Here is a 14,918-nt window from a genome sequence, read left to right as displayed (position 1 = left end):
TATTGTAGCATAGTCCAGTGGCAAATGTCAATATGGATTTCGATTTTACTGTATTATTTTCTAATTATTTTAAAACATCCAGGCGGATTCCGTCTTTCTCATCCGCAGTAACCGAAATACCGGTAATCGTTTCGCCGTAATTCTCAACAATAAGGGATGCAATCCGGTCCTCCACCTCGCGGCGGATCAAATTGCGAAGGTCTCTGGCGCCGCTCTTTTTGCCGAATGCATGCTCCGCCAGCCAACGGGTCGCCTTGTCGTCATAAACCAAGCGGATGCTGCGCTCTTTGAGGGAATCCACATACTCGTTGAGCATCAGGTGAGAAATCTTCTCAAAATCATCTACACTGAGCGCGCGGAACACGATGATTTCATCTACACGGCTCAGAAATTCGGGACGCAGGAAGTCCGACAGGGCTTTCATTGCCTTTTCACGGGTAACATCGGATTCGTTCTTGGCAAACCCGAGCGTCCCCTCCTTTTTCTCGCTGCCCGCGTTGGAAGTCATGACGATGACGGTATTTTCAAAGTTTACGGAACGGCCGTGCGCGTCGGTAATATGGCCTTCATCCAGTATCTGCAATAAGATGTTCATTACATCGGGATGCGCTTTCTCGATTTCATCAAAAAGCAGTACGGAATACGGGCGCCTGCGCACCTTCTCGGTTACCTGCCCCGCCTCGTCGTAACCGACGTATCCCGGAGGGGAACCGATAATGCGGGAAACCGAATGCTTTTCCATAAACTCGGACATATCAAGCCGTATAAGCGTCTCTGGGGTGTCGAAAAGTTCCTTCGAGAGTACTTTTACCAGTTCGGTCTTTCCAACGCCTGTGGGGCCTACAAAGATAAAAGAAGCCGGTCTGCGGCGGGGGCTGATCTGTACCCTGCTGCGGCGGATCGCCGCGGAGACAGCCTTAACGGCCTCCTGCTGACCGATTACCTTGGAATTCAGGGTTTCTTCAAGATCGGAAAGTTTTTTCAGTTCATTTTCCTGTATTTTGCTGGCGGGGATACCCGTCCAAAGCTCGATGACCCGGGCGATATCCTTTTCCTCCACCTCCGCGCCGAGCGCCTTGGGGGCCAGCTCCCTCGTTTTTTCTTCAAGGCGGGAGATATCCGTGCGGATAACGGCCAGCTTCTCATAATCCGGCTGCACGTCGTCCGCTGTCAGTTCTTCTTCCTCTTCCTTCAGCTTTTCCAGTTCAAAATTCGCCGCGTCGTAATCCGCCATCGGGATATTGCGCAGGGCGGCGCAGGCGCAGGATTCGTCGAGAAGGTCGATGGCCTTGTCGGGGAGGAAACGGTCGTTGATATAGCGCTCCGAAAGCACGGCGGCCTTGCGGGCGATCTGTTCGGGAACGCGCACGCGGTGGTACGCTTCGTAATAGGATTTCACACCCATCAGCACGGCAATCGTTTCTTCAATGGACGGTTCGGCGATGGTAACCGGCTGGAAACGCCGTTCCAGAGCAGCGTCCTTTTCAATGTACTTGCGGTATTCCACAAAGGTAGTCGCACCGATTACCTGAATTTCGCCCCTTGAAAGCGCGGGTTTCAGTATATTGGCGGCGTTCATGGAGCCTTCCGCGTCGCCTGTGCCGACGAGATTATGCACTTCGTCGATAAACAGTATGATATTTCCCTCGGCCTTCACCTCGTCGACAAGCCCTTTAATCCGGCTCTCAAACTGGCCGCGGAACTGGGTTCCGGCCACAAGGGCGGTCAGGTCGAGCAGATGGATTTCCTTTTTCATCAGCCGCGCGGGAACCGTCCCCTTTGCGATGCGAAGGGCAAGGCCTTCCGCCACGGCGGTTTTGCCGACGCCCGGTTCGCCGATCAGGCAGGGGTTGTTCTTTGTGCGGCGGCTTAAAATCTGAATCACGCGGGAAATTTCTTTTTCACGCCCGATGATGTTGTCAATTTCTCCGGCCTGCGCTTTCGCGGTCAGATTCGTACAGTAAGCGGTGAGGTGTTTGCGCTTTGTTTTCCGTTTTTCCTTCTTTTCTTTTTTAGCCGTATCATTTTCCTGAACTTTTTCCGGAGTATTTCCGCTTGTGGAGAATATATTCTGCAGGAACGGAAAAGTCGCGGCTCCTCCCGGGATAAATCCGTCGCTTCCGCTCTCATCCTCTTCATCGTCCGGATTCGCAGCCATCAGTTCGTTCAGTTCCGACTCCATCGCCTCCATCTGTTCCTCGGTAATCCCCATTTTCTCCATCAGGTCATTCACGGGTTTAATGCCAAGTTCCTTGGCGCATACAAGGCAAAGCCCCTGGCTTTCCTTAGAGTTTACCGTCGGCGATATAAAAACGACCGCCGGTCTTTTGTGGCATCTCGAACACATCATAGGAATAACTCACTTCTTCTCTTTCAATAAATATATCGATCATCAGTTTATTTGCGGAATGCTTTTTTATCCATTACTTCGTTGAAATCAATCGCGTCTTTCGGATCGTCGGAATGAAGAATCGACAGGTAAATTTTAAAGTACTGGATAAACGCGTAAATCATAAACGCGGCTGTAATGGAAAGCAGGACGATTGTCACCGTAAGATTTTCCATGTTCCAAATCTTCATAGCGACAATAACGGCAAAGGAGATATAAAATAAAACCGTTGCCACCTTGCCGTACCATCTGGACCCGGTCGGCCTCTTTTTCTTCTTAATCAGAAGGCAGGCGGCAACCACCATTAAAACCTCTTTTAATACAAATATGCCCAATAAGGGAATAAGAACCGGCTGTTCAATCGCCAGGCAAACCGCGACCGCTCCCTGCGTCAGCTTATCGGAAAGCGGGTCCAGCATCTGCCCCAGCTCCGTGAACTGGTTGAATTTGCGCGCAATCATACCGTCGAGCATATCCGAAAGGCCGGATAAGATCAAAACAATCCCCGCCGGTACTAGCTCGTTGCGCATAAAATAGTAGACAAAGGGAATGATGAGCAGAATGCGCAGAATTGACAGTCCGTTTGGTATATTAATATTCTTATTCCTGTTTTTCATTCACGTTAACCTCATTCTAAATTTCCGCCTGATACAGCAAATATACCGGATTGATCGTCTCTGCATACTTGTAAATTCTGGACTGCCTGATTTCCCCTTCTTTTATCTGCGGGAATTTCGACGAAAGATACGGAAGCGCGAAGCGCAGCAGCACGCAAAGCACCAGCACAACCAGTATTCCCTTGAGAAGGCCCAGAACACCGCCGAGCAGGGAATTGATCGCGTGAAGCCCCGGAAGTCTGCATACGGCGTCGAGCGCGCGGGCAGCCATTTGGACCAGAATCTGAAGAACAATAAAAATTACAAGTATGGATATAACTTTGAGAAACGTACGGTCAAGCGGGGTTACAGCCTGCCGTTTGTTTAAATAACCGCAGACTGCCGCCGTAAGATAATCCGACAGCGCAAAAGAAGCAGCAATAGCAAAAAAGTAGCCGATCAGCTCTGCAAGAGAGCGCACCAGTCCTCTTTTAAAACCCGACACAACAAAGCAAAGGGCAATCATGCAAAACAAAAGATCCAGTACAACGCCCATAGATTCCTCCAAAATTGCATTGTTTCAAATTAATATAGCACAAATCAGAATCAAGCACAAGGACTCATTTCCCATCGGCGTAGCGGATCTCGGACACGCCGAGAATATAAACCGAGGTTTCGTCGCGCAGGGCAATCGCCCTTGCGTCGCTTCCGGCGGAACAGCTTCCGGCCGGACTGCCCGTTGCGGCGGAGTAAAACAGAACCTTCCCCTGGGAAAGAACCGCCGCCGCGTCGCCGTAAAGGGACACCGACACCGGGTCCTGCGCGATGGTGGTATTCGCCGTTACACCGCCGGAAGCGTTCAGTACGACGAGCCTGCCGCTTTGGGCGCTTCCGAAAGCGGAAAGGCCCAGCGCCGTTCTGCCGTTATCCATACAATATGCTTTTAACTGCATGCCTTGATAATCATAATCCGATTTTGTGCGGCTTCCGGCGTTGATGACCGAAGTCAACCGGTCGCCGACGGCGGAAACCGTGTCTTTATCGCTCCAGGAAATATCCAGCATCATATTTTCGGAATACACGGCAGCGGGCGAAACTGTTTTATTCTCGCCCAGGTCAAAAAGGTATACCGCGGAGCTCATGCCTCCGTCTTTGGCGGTGACGGCCGCCACCGCGGCCCTCGTCCCGTCCCGGTTCAGCGCCACGGCGGTCGGGTAATAATCGGAAAACCAATAGCGGAACACCGCTTTATTGTTGGAATCGTAAGCCGTCATGCAGCCAAGGTATCCGTCCGCTTCCGTAATCAGCGCATAACGCCCGTTTCCCGCGAGTGCCCCCGCCAGAATATTCTGCTGGACCGCGGTTTTTACCAGCGTACCGCTCTGGCTTTCGATCTGATAGCCTTTTCCGCCGAGGTTGTAAATCAGCGTGCGGTTTCCGTTCACCTTCATTACGGGCTGGGGATAGCTGTGCTGGCGGCTGCTGGCCACCTTTGCCGTGGAGTTCAGCACGGTCAGCGCGGTATCGCTGGCGACATAGATTTCTTTATTTACGGATTTAAAATTCCCAACGGCAACGGCGTTTCCCACGATTTTTGACGGGAAGCCGTCCCCGATGCCCATCCCGACCACGCTGTCGTGCACCCAGTCCACCACATTGTCGGGGGTAAGATTGCTCCGGTTAAACCAGACGAGCATGGAAACCACGCAAAGGATTAAGATGACGATGATTTTATAAACCCAGCGCGGGATACGGGGTTCACGGCGGCTGCGCCGGTCCCTTCTGCGTTTTCCCTCCGGATGGTGTTTGGCGGTATCGATTTCCACCGTGTCGAAGCGCTGCCCTGTGTCGCCCATACTCACTTCACATCCTTGTAGTAAACATGATTCAGATACAGGCCGCAGGGCGGCGCGGTCGGCCCGGCGGCTTTGCGGTCTTTGGCTTCGATAATCCCGGGAATGTCCCGGGGCTGAAGCTTCCCCTGCGCCACACGCAGAAGCGTTCCCACCATAATGCGCACCATATTATAGAGAAAACCGTCGGCGGCAACCGTAAAGGTGACAAGATCGCCTTCCCGCCCGCACTCCGCTTTCGTAACCGTTCGCACCATATTCCCGCGTTCCCGCGCGTCCAGCGTGCAGAACGAGCTGAAATCGTGCGCCCCCAAATAGCAGGCGGCGGCTTCGTTCAGCTTGTCCAGATCAAGCGCATACCAGTAATGCAGCGCGCGGTGATTGAGAAAAGGGTTTCGCACGGGATTATTCCAAATTTGATAAACATATTCCTTCCCGGTACACGAATAGCGCGCGTGAAATTCGGGAGAAACCTCCCGGCAGTACAGTACCGCGATATCTTCTGGAAGAAAATGGTTCAGCGCCCCCAAAAGACGCGCGCAGGGAATGGTATGCTCCGTTTTCAGGCTGATGCAGTATTCCCGCGCGTGTACAAACGAATCGGTACGGCTGCAGCCCTTGATATCCGGCTTTTCATGGAGCACCCGAACCAGCGCCTCCTGAAAAACCTGCTGTACGGAAACGGCGTTCTGCTGAATCTGCCAGCCATGATAGCCCGTGCCGTCGTAACAAATGGTCAGCATAAGGTTCCGCATAGTACCGCTCCTCTCTCAGACCTTACCCAAAACGCAATTCTAACTGAAAAACTGTTCCAGTATTTGAACGCATCTTAAATAAATCGTGAATTAATGCATAACCGCCGGAAAATACACGCCGCATAAGACAACGGCGATACAAACAACCAGAGAAAAAGCAACCGCCACCGCGTCCAGCGAAGTCGCATGCAGCACTTTCATTTTGGTTCGGCCCTCGCCGCCGTGGTAGCACCGGCATTCCATTGCCATTGCAAGGTCGTAGGCGCGCCGGAACGACGAAACGAAAAGCGGAATCAAAATCGGAATGAGCGCCCGGATACGCTGCATGAGCCCGCCGCTTTCCAGGTCGGCGCCCCTCGCCTTCTGCGCGCTCATGATTTTATCGGTTTCTTCCAGAAGGGTGGGCACAAAGCGAAGCGCAATCGTCATCATCATGGCGATTTCATGCACCTTGACGTGCAGCAGCTTCAGCGGCTTCATAATCCGCTCCAGCGCGTCGGTCAGTTCCGTCGGGGATGTGGTAAACGTCAGAACGGAGCTGAAAAGAATCAGGCTGATGATGCGGATGGTAATAAAGATCGCGTTGGCCACGCCGCCCGTGGTAATCTGGATAGAACCCCAGCTCCACAGCACGTTTCCTCCCCCGTAAAACAGGTTCAGGATGGAAGTAAAGAGAACGACAAATAAAATCGCTTTCAGGCTTTTAAAATACTGCTTGAGGGGTACGCCGGACAGCAGCAGGATACCGAAAATCAGCGCCGACATGGTCAGCAGTCCCTCAAAATTGGAAGCAACAAAGATAAATACAATATAAACAAAGGTAAGAATGATTTTCACACGCGGATCAAGGCGGTGAATAAAGGATTTTCCCGGAATATACTGACCGAGCGTAATATCCCTAATCATGTTTCCGGCCCCCCTTTTCCAAAAGCGGTATCAGCTGCTTTAAGGCCTGTTCCACCGTCAGGACGGTTTCCACCGGATAGCCCTTCGCTTTCAGCACCGCCATGATTTTTGTGATCTGCGGCACGCGGAGGCCCATTTTTTCCAGTTCCTGATCGTGTGCAAACACGTTTTCGGTTTTATCGAACATCACCGCATGGCCGGAATTCATCACCAGCACACGGTTCGCCGTACGGGCGATATCCTCCATGCTGTGGGACACCAGCAAAATCGTATTGTGCCGCGTTTCGTGGTAGCTGACGATCTGGCTTAACAGCACGTCGCGGCCGCGCGGGTCGAGCCCTGCCGTAGGCTCGTCCAGAATCAGAACGTCCGGGTCCATTGCGATTACACCAGCAATTGCAACACGGCGTTTTTCGCCGCCCGAAAGCTCAAACGGGCTTTTTTCAAGCAGTTCCTCTTTCAGCCCTACAAAGTCAGCCGCCGCATGCGTCCGCTTTAAGATTTCGTCCTTACCAAGCCCCATGTTGCCCGGGCCGAACGAGATATCCTTTAACACGGTTTCCTCAAAAAGCTGATGCTCCGGATACTGGAACACCATCCCCACCTGAAAACGCACGTCGCGGATTTTCTTCGGCTCCGCCCAGATGTCTTTGCCGTTCAGGAGCACCGTGCCGCCCGTCGGGCGCAGAAGGCCGTTCAACTGCTGAATGAACGTGGATTTTCCCGAACCGGTATGCCCGATCACGCCGATAAATTCGCCCTGTTCGATTGCAATATTTACGTTTTCAACCGCGGTCTTCTGGAACGGGGTTCCTTCTCCGTAGGTATAGGTTAAATCTTTTGTTTCAATGATCGGCATACGCTTCTCCTAATGCAGCTTTCTTTAAAAGGGGTTCCAGCGCCGCGACACAGTCTTCAATCGTCAGCGCGCAGCCCGGCAAATCAAATCCGCTCGCTTTTAAACGGTAAACCAGCTCCGTAGCCTGCGGTACATCCAACTGATGCTTTTTGAGCAGCTCCACCTGCGAAAATACCTCTTTTGGGGTCCCTTCGGTAAGAATGCGGCCGCTGTCCATTACGATTACCCGGTCGGCCTGCACGGCCTCGTCCATATAATGCGTAATCAGGACAATCGTAATGCCCTTTTCCCTGTTCAGTTTATGAATCGTGTCCAAGACTTCCGTGCGCCCGCGCGGGTCCAGCATAGCGGTCGGCTCGTCCAGCACGATGCAGTCCGGCTGCATGGCGATGATGCCCGCGATGGCAATGCGCTGCTTTTGCCCGCCGGAGAGCTTGTACGGCGCGTTCAGACGGTAATCGTACATTTCCACCGCTTTCAGGGCGTCGTCCACCCTTTGGCGGATTTCCGCCGGAGGAACACCCAGATTTTCGGGGCCGAACGCCACGTCCTCCTCCACCACGCTCGCAACGAGCTGGTTGTCCGGATTTTGCAGCACCAGGCCGACGCGGCGGCGGATTTCGTAAAGCACGCTTTCGTCCTGTGTATCCATTTTATCAACATATACCTTGCCGCCGCTCGGCAGCAGCATGGCGTTGAAGGTTTTCGCGATTGTGGATTTTCCCGAACCGTTATGCCCCAGAAGCGCCACAAATTCGCCCTTCCGGATTCCAAGTGAAACGCCGCGGAGCACCTCATGGCGCTCGGCGGCTTCCGGTTCGTCATAGCTGAAACTGACATTGTCCGCATTGATATAATCCATTTCAAATCCTACCTGTTCCTGTTTATCGGCTCTCCCAGATCGCGGTGCTTCCGCAGGGAAGCACCAGCCCGCTCCGGGTAACCGGCAGCCCGATTTCATCCGACGAAATCCGGCCTCCGAACTTTTTCTGAATCAGCACGCCCAGAAGGTATTCCATAACCGCCGGGGACAGGCCCGTCGTATAGGAATTTAAAAGAAAGAACAGCGGATTTTCGGAAAGGATCGGAACGCACAGGTCGACCAGCGGATAAAGCTGTTCCTCCAGCTTCCACACCTCGCCGTTCGGGCCGCGCCCGTAGGAGGGCGGATCCATGATAATTCCGTCGTACGTATTTCCCCGCCGCTGCTCCCTCTGCACAAATTTTACGCAGTCGTCCACCAGCCAGCGCACGGGGCGGTCGGAAAGGCCGGATGCGGCGGCGTTCTCTTTCGCCCAGGCAACCATCCCCTTGGACGCGTCCACGTGGCAGACCTCGGCACCCGCCTTTAAACAGGCAAGGGTTGCCGCGCCGGTGTAGCCGAACAGGTTCAGCACCTTCACCGGCCAGTTGGCGCCGCGTATTTTATCCATTGCAAAATCCCAGTTCACGGCCTGCTCCGGGAAGATGCCCGTATGCTTAAATCCCATGGTCTTGAGCTGAAACGTCAGTTCGCCGTACCCGATTTTCCACATCGGCGGAACTTTTTTCATTTCCTGCCAGCTTCCGCCGCCGGTGGACGAACGGTTGTACCGGGCGTTTGCCCCGCGCCAAAGCGGATCGTCCTTCGGCGTATTCCAGATAATCTGCGGGTCGGGCCGGATGAGGACGACATTGCCCCACCGTTCCAGCCTTTCCCCCTCAGAAGTATCGATCAGTTCATAATCCTTCCAGTTTGCAGTTCTCAATTTGATACCTACTTTTCTTATGATTCCGCCCGTTTACGCCAGTCTTTCGCGAATCACGTCGGCTACGGAATTCGCCAGCGCGCTGATATAATCCGGGTCCTCGCCCTCGATCATAACGCGGAGCAGCGGCTCCGTGCCGGAAGGACGGACGACGACGCGGCCGTTTTCGCCCAGCTTCTGCTTTGCCTGTTCAATGGATGCTTTTACTTTGTCGTCCGTGTAGAAGCGCAGCTTTCCTTCCGCGCTGATATCGACGTTGACCATAATCTGCGGATAACGCGTCATCAGGGTGGCAAGGCTCGAAAGCTGCGCCCCTCTGCGGTGTACGATGCTTAAAAGCTGCGCGGCGGTCAGTTCGCCGTCGCCCGTGGTTGCAAAGTCAAGGAAGATGATATGCCCGCTCTGCTCGCCACCGAAATTGTAGCCCTCGAGGAGCATTTCCTCCAGCACGTAACGGTCGCCGACCTTTGTGGCGGCAAATTTCAGGCCGTTGTCCTCGCAGAAGCGGTTAAAGCCCATATTGGTCATGATCGTACCGACCGCGGTGTTTTTATTCAGCTTGCCGCGGCTCTTCAGGTCGGCAGCGCAGATCGCCATCAGGTAATCGCCGTCCACCAGCTGGCCTTTTTCATCAACCGCAAGGCAGCGGTCGGCGTCGCCGTCGAACGCAACGCCCGCGTCCAGATGATTTTCCTTTACAAAGCACATCAGGCTTTCGATATGGGTGGAGCCGCAGTTATCGTTGACGTTCACGCCGTTCGGCCTGTTCGCCAGCATATGGCACTCCGCGCCCAGCTCGGTGAACAGCTTTTCCGCCGTGCGGCTTGCGGAACCGTTCGCACAGTCGATGCCGATTTTCATTCCGTCCAGCGCAAAGGGAACGGTACTCTTAATATGATCGACATAATCGCGCACCGTATTCTCCGCCGCCGATACGCTGCCGATATCGCCGCCCACCGGGGAGGCCGGTTTCTGCGCATGATCGAGCACGATCGCCTCAATCTGCTCCTCCAGCGCGTCCGGCAGTTTGTAGCCGTCGCCGCTGAAAATTTTAATACCGTTGAATTCACAGGGATTATGGCTGGCGGTCAGCATTACGCCCGCGTCGGCCTTGTATTTGCCGACCAGATAAGCGACCGCCGGGGTCGGAACAACGCCGAGCTGCACAACGTTCGCGCCGACGGAGCAAAGCCCCGCCGTGAGGGCGCTTTCCAGCATATCGGATGAAAGGCGCGTGTCCTTTCCGATCAGGATTTTCGGGTGGCGGCGGTTGTTGTCGGTGAGCACCATTGCGGCTGCGCGGCCGATATTCATCGCCAGCTCACAGGTAAGCTCGCTGTTTGCAATTCCTCTTACGCCGTCTGTACCAAAAAGTCTTCCCATAATATGAACAACTCCCATTTGTTATTAATATAAATTTTGAAAGCGACAGCTTTTCTTCTGCCGCCGGAAACAGGATTGCCTATGAATCAAAACAGCCTCTGCTGGCCTTCCTCGGCGGAAGGCGGGGTCAATCCCAAATGCAGATACGCCGCATGCGTTGCGCAGCGCCCGCGCGGGGTCCGGTTTAAAAATCCGATCTGCATCAGATAAGGCTCGTAAATATCTTCGAGGGTAACGGCTTCTTCGCCGATGGCGGCCGCAAGGGTTTCCAGCCCCACCGGACCGCCGTTGTAAAACTTGATCAGCGCGTTCAGCATGCGCCGGTCGTTCGCGTCCAGACCGATTTCATCGATTTCCAGCCGGTCCAGCCCGACCTTTGCGGACTGATAGGTAATGACGCCGCTGCTGATAATCTGCGCAAAATCGCGCACCCGCTTTAACAGCCGGTTGGCAATACGCGGCGTGCCGCGCGACCGCGAGGCAATTTCCAGCGCGCCGTCCGCTTCAATGGGGATATCCAGGATTTTCGCGCTTCGGGTAACAATCTGCGCCAGCTCCTGCGGGGAATACATCTCCAGCCGGAGCACGACGCCGAAACGGTCGCGCAGAGGCGCGGAAAGCTGCCCGGCGCGGGTGGTCGCGCCGACCAGCGTAAATTTCGGAAGCGGCAGATGATAGGAAGCCGCCATCTGCCCCTTACCGGTTATGATGTCCAATGCATAGTCCTCCATCGCGGGGTAAAGAATTTCCTCCACGCTCCGCGACAGGCGGTGTACTTCGTCGATGAACAGAACGTCGCCCGGATTCAGGTTCGTTAACAATGCGGCCAGATCCCCCGGCTTTTCAATCGCCGGGCCGGACGTAATGCGAAGGTTTACATTCAGTTCGTTCGCAATAATCCCCGCAAGGGTGGTTTTTCCAAGCCCCGGCGGGCCGTAGAGCAGCACATGGTCGAGCGATTCCTTCCGCTGCTTCGCCGCTTCAATAAAGATGGAAAGGTTTTCCTTTACCTTTTGCTGTCCGATATATTCCGAAAGCACCTTCGGGCGCAGCGGGTTTTCAACCTCGGCGTCCTCGGGAACGTACTCCGGCGCAACCATCCGGTTTTCAAAGTCATAATCATTCGTATTTTCTTCGTAATTCAATTTCCGGTTCTCCCTCCTTTAAAAAGGGAATTCCCTCTTTGATCATTTATTTCATTCCGCTGCCCATCGCTTTCAGCGACAGGCGAATCAGTTCCTCCACGGGCAGGGCGGAATCAAAGCTTCCGACCACCGCGGCGGCATCCGTCGGCGAATAGCCGAGCACCGTCAGCGCGTTCACGGCCGCGCCCGCGTTTGCCGCGGCCGAAACAACCCCGGCAGGCGCAAAATCGGAAGTACCCGCCTGCAAGCCCTTCACTTTGTCTTTCAGCTCAAGGGCAATGCGCTGCGCCAGTTTCGGCCCCACGCCGCTCGCGCGGGTAAGCACCTTGCTGTCCCCGGTGGCCACGGCCGCGGCGACCTGCTCCGGAGCAAGCTCGGAGAGAATCGCCAAACCGACCTTCGGCCCCACGCCGCTGACCCCCGTAAGCATTTTAAAGCAGTTGAGCTCCCCCGTGGTGGCGAAGCCGAACAAATCCAGCGCATCCTCGCGCACATTCAAATGCGTATACAGCAGAACCTGCTCCCCGATCGGGGGCAGCGCGCGCTGGGTGCTGAGCGACGTCAGGCATTTAAACCCGACCCCGCCGCATTCTACCACGGTAAACCCGGGCTCCATGTGCGTTAAAATTCCTTTTACACTGTAAAACATCTTTTCACCCGTAATCCGGCCTGCGGCAGCCGGTTTTTCCTTATTTAAAACAGTCCGTACGTTTCAGAAGGTTCCGCCTTAAAACGGAACCGGCGGCCTGCCCGTGGCAAATCGCCATGGCGAGCGCGTCCGCGGTATCGTCCGGTTTCGGCACTTCCTTCAGGCACAGAAGCCTTCTCGTCATTTCCATTACCTGCGGCTTTAAGGCCTGCCCGTAGCCGGTAACGGCCATTTTTACCTGAAGCGGCGTATATTCAAAAATTTCAATACCGGCTTTCTGCGCCGCCAAAAGGATGACGCCCCTTGCTTCGGCGACCCCGATCGCCGTCTTCTGATTGTTTTGAAAATACAGCTTTTCAATCGCCACGGCTTCCGGCTTCCACTGGTCCATCACCTTCGTAAGCGAATCATAAATTACCTCCAGCCGGCGGTTAAAATCCTCGCCCGCTTTGGTAACAACCGCGCCGTGCTCCAGCGGCTGATAGCGTCCGCGCTGCGCGCGGATGACGCCGTAGCCCACAATCGCATAGCCGGGATCAATTCCGAGTATGACCATTTATAAAACGCTCCTATGTCCGGTTCTTTTTTCCGCCGCCAAGGCTCTGTGCGCCCCGCAGCATTCTTCCATAATATCCGTTTTATTATAGCACATCCCTTGGCATTAGGGAATACCGGCCTTCCATTTTACACCTGTGTATACACCGGTAGAATTGTCAAAGTTTATTATGGAAATACGGAATTTTTGGTTTATATTTTCTTTTCCTCCGTAATGATATGCCAAAGCCGGACGAGGGACGAAACGAGCAGCGTGCCCATGGCGAGCGCTCCGGCAATGCCGAGCGTATGAAGCCCCGTTTCAATAAACATTTGATTGTTCCCGATTACGCAGTACTCCATGGTGTAATAAATTCCGCCGCCGGGAACCATCGGAAGCATGGCCGCGAGCAGAAAGCCGGTTACCGGCATTTTAAACAGCCTTGCCATGATTTCCGAATAAACGGATATGGCGATCATCGCGATAAAATACTGCATAATATCATTATGAAGCGGATTGCAGAGAAGGTAAAAGAACCAGCCGATCCCGCCGCCGAGCGACGCGAAAAGCAGGGTTTTCCCCCGCAGGTTCATCACCGCGCCGAAAGGGATACAGGCTAAAAAGGCCCAAATGCAGGGCGTAAAGTCCGTCATTTCTTACACCCCCCATATCATGCGCGACAAAGTCAGCGCGATACCCGCCCCAATGGCGATTGCCGTGGCGACCAGCATGCTTTCGGTAAAGCGGATCAGTCCCGCCATCAGGTCTCCGGCGATAATGTCGCGCATAAAGCTGGTAATGGCGATACCGGGAACCAGGTTCATCAAAGCGCCGATAATGACCTTGTCGATGTTCAGCGCCATGTCGAACTGCGCCGCGCACATAACCATCGCGGCGGCCGCGAAGCTGGCGACAATATTCACAAAAAACGGGTTTGCATTGAATTTATTCATATAATGGCAGACGATCTTGATGACCGCGCCGCAAAACATGGAGCAGACCGCGTCGGAAAAATCGCCGCCGAAAAAAAGCGTAAAGAAAAAGGCGACCAGCGCAAACATCACAATTTGAAAACCCAATCCGAAAACCGGGCGGTGTTCGATCATGCTTATTTCACGGCGAACCGTCTTAAAATCGGGGCGTTCACTGCAAATGCGGCGGCAAAGGGCGTTGCCCCGTTCCACACGGTCAAGGTTGGTGCCGCGCACGGGAATCCGGCGGATCAGAGTGACCGGCTTTCCCTGCGGTGTAACAATGGTAACATTAATACACGTCGGAATGGCGAAAATCTCGCCGGTATGGACCCCATAGGCGCGAAAAATACGCTGCATAGACTCTTCCACACGATAGATTTCCGCTCCGTTCGCAAGCAGCAAACAGCCCACGTCGGTAGCCAGCGTAATCAGCTCGTCGTAATTCATTCGCAACACCCTTTTATCCTTCTGAACTTTGCCTTATTCTATCATATTTTTAAATTGTAAACAATATGAGGGACGGCCGGAAATTCCGGTCGCCCCCCTTGCTTTTCACGCTTACTTTTTCAGGATTTTCTTTGCTGTTTCCACAATATGCTCCGCATTCAATCCGAACTCGTCCAGCAGGTCCTGCGCCGGGCCGGAGTGGCCGAATACGTCGTTTACGCCGATCTTCATCACCGGTGTCGGGCATTCCTCGGAAAGCACGCTGCAAACCGCGTCGCCCAGCCCGCCGATCACGTTGTGCTCTTCCACGGTGATGATCTTTCCGGTCTCCTGCGCCGCCTTCACGATGATCTCGCGGTCGATCGGCTTGATCGTGTGGATGTTGATCAGCCGGGCGTCGATGCCCTGTTCGGCGAGTGTCTTTACCGCTTCCAGCGCGCGGGACACCATCAGGCCGGTTGCGATGATCGTTATATCCTTGCCGTCTTTCAGGGTGATGCCTTTGCCGAGCTCGAATTTGTAATCGTCCGCGTTGTTGAAGCTTTCAACCGCAAGCCGGCCCAGACGGATGTAAACCGGGCCGTGATGCTCGATGGCCGCTTTGACGGCCGCTTTCATTTCGTAGTGGTCGGATGGATTGAGAACCACCATGCCCGGAATCGTGCGCATTAAGGCGATA

Annotated in this window: 16 protein-coding genes; all 16 read right to left on the bottom strand. The window is 54.2% G+C overall.

Annotation, left to right across the window (positions count from 1 at the left end; translation table 11 throughout):
* Positions 1-64: 64 nt before the first annotated feature.
* Entirely contained in the window at positions 65-2,350 is a 2,286-nt protein-coding gene (locus tag OUY18_RS05835; RefSeq protein WP_268057807.1) for an ATP-dependent Clp protease ATP-binding subunit, read from the bottom strand.
* Between the two features lie 47 nt (positions 2,351-2,397).
* Positions 2,398-3,006, bottom strand: coding sequence for a CDP-alcohol phosphatidyltransferase family protein (locus tag OUY18_RS05830; protein ID WP_268057805.1), 609 nt, complete (start codon positions 3,004-3,006; stop codon positions 2,398-2,400).
* A 16-nt stretch (positions 3,007-3,022) separates the two neighbouring features.
* Positions 3,023-3,541 (bottom strand): CvpA family protein, encoded by a 519-nt coding sequence (locus OUY18_RS05825; RefSeq protein ID WP_268057803.1) that lies wholly within the window; start codon positions 3,539-3,541, stop codon positions 3,023-3,025.
* Positions 3,542-3,605: 64 nt separating this feature from the next.
* Entirely contained in the window at positions 3,606-4,841 is a 1,236-nt protein-coding gene (locus OUY18_RS05820; RefSeq protein WP_268057801.1) for a DUF5711 family protein, read from the bottom strand.
* 2 nt (positions 4,842-4,843) lie between these two features.
* Entirely contained in the window at positions 4,844-5,593 is a 750-nt protein-coding gene (gene truA, locus OUY18_RS05815; RefSeq protein WP_268057800.1) for a tRNA pseudouridine(38-40) synthase TruA, read from the bottom strand.
* Between the two features lie 90 nt (positions 5,594-5,683).
* On the bottom strand, positions 5,684-6,499 hold the full coding sequence (locus tag OUY18_RS05810; RefSeq protein WP_268057799.1) for an energy-coupling factor transporter transmembrane component T family protein: 816 nt from the start codon (positions 6,497-6,499) through the stop codon (positions 5,684-5,686).
* A complete protein-coding gene (locus OUY18_RS05805) occupies positions 6,492-7,358 on the bottom strand; it encodes an energy-coupling factor transporter ATPase (protein WP_268057797.1) in 867 nt (288 codons plus the stop codon). Before OUY18_RS05805 ends, OUY18_RS05810 begins: the two co-directional genes overlap by 8 nt.
* Positions 7,345-8,220 (bottom strand): energy-coupling factor transporter ATPase, encoded by an 876-nt coding sequence (locus tag OUY18_RS05800; protein ID WP_268057796.1) that lies wholly within the window; start codon positions 8,218-8,220, stop codon positions 7,345-7,347. Before OUY18_RS05800 ends, OUY18_RS05805 begins: the two co-directional genes overlap by 14 nt.
* Before the next feature lie 22 nt (positions 8,221-8,242).
* Complete coding sequence (locus OUY18_RS05795) at positions 8,243-9,106, bottom strand: class I SAM-dependent methyltransferase (protein WP_268057795.1); 864 nt, start codon at positions 9,104-9,106, stop codon at positions 8,243-8,245.
* Between the two features lie 33 nt (positions 9,107-9,139).
* A complete protein-coding gene (gene glmM / locus OUY18_RS05790) occupies positions 9,140-10,489 on the bottom strand; it encodes a phosphoglucosamine mutase (protein WP_268057793.1) in 1,350 nt (449 codons plus the stop codon).
* Between the two features lie 86 nt (positions 10,490-10,575).
* Positions 10,576-11,589 carry a Holliday junction branch migration DNA helicase RuvB gene (gene ruvB, locus OUY18_RS05785; protein ID WP_268058007.1) on the bottom strand — a complete coding sequence of 338 codons (1,014 nt, stop codon included), beginning with the start codon at positions 11,587-11,589 and terminating at the stop codon, positions 10,576-10,578.
* Between the two features lie 91 nt (positions 11,590-11,680).
* Positions 11,681-12,283 (bottom strand): Holliday junction branch migration protein RuvA, encoded by a 603-nt coding sequence (ruvA, locus tag OUY18_RS05780; RefSeq protein ID WP_268057792.1) that lies wholly within the window; start codon positions 12,281-12,283, stop codon positions 11,681-11,683.
* A 40-nt stretch (positions 12,284-12,323) separates the two neighbouring features.
* Complete coding sequence (gene ruvC, locus OUY18_RS05775; RefSeq protein WP_268057791.1) at positions 12,324-12,839, bottom strand: crossover junction endodeoxyribonuclease RuvC; 516 nt, start codon at positions 12,837-12,839, stop codon at positions 12,324-12,326.
* A gap of 191 nt (positions 12,840-13,030) precedes the next feature.
* Positions 13,031-13,471: a threonine/serine exporter family protein gene (locus OUY18_RS05770; RefSeq protein ID WP_268057790.1), complete on the bottom strand. Its 441-nt coding sequence runs from the start codon at positions 13,469-13,471 to the stop codon at positions 13,031-13,033.
* A 3-nt stretch (positions 13,472-13,474) separates the two neighbouring features.
* On the bottom strand, positions 13,475-14,239 hold the full coding sequence (locus OUY18_RS05765; RefSeq protein ID WP_268057789.1) for a threonine/serine exporter family protein: 765 nt from the start codon (positions 14,237-14,239) through the stop codon (positions 13,475-13,477).
* A 111-nt stretch (positions 14,240-14,350) separates the two neighbouring features.
* Positions 14,351-14,918: transketolase family protein (locus tag OUY18_RS05760; protein WP_326492981.1), on the bottom strand; the 568-nt coding region annotated here is incomplete at its 5' end.

Origin of the sequence: Caproiciproducens galactitolivorans (genome assembly GCF_026672255.1) — a bacterium.
GTDB classification, from domain to species: Bacteria; Bacillota; Clostridia; order Oscillospirales; family Acutalibacteraceae; genus Caproiciproducens; species Caproiciproducens galactitolivorans_A.
This window is presented reverse-complemented; position numbering and strand designations above follow the sequence as displayed.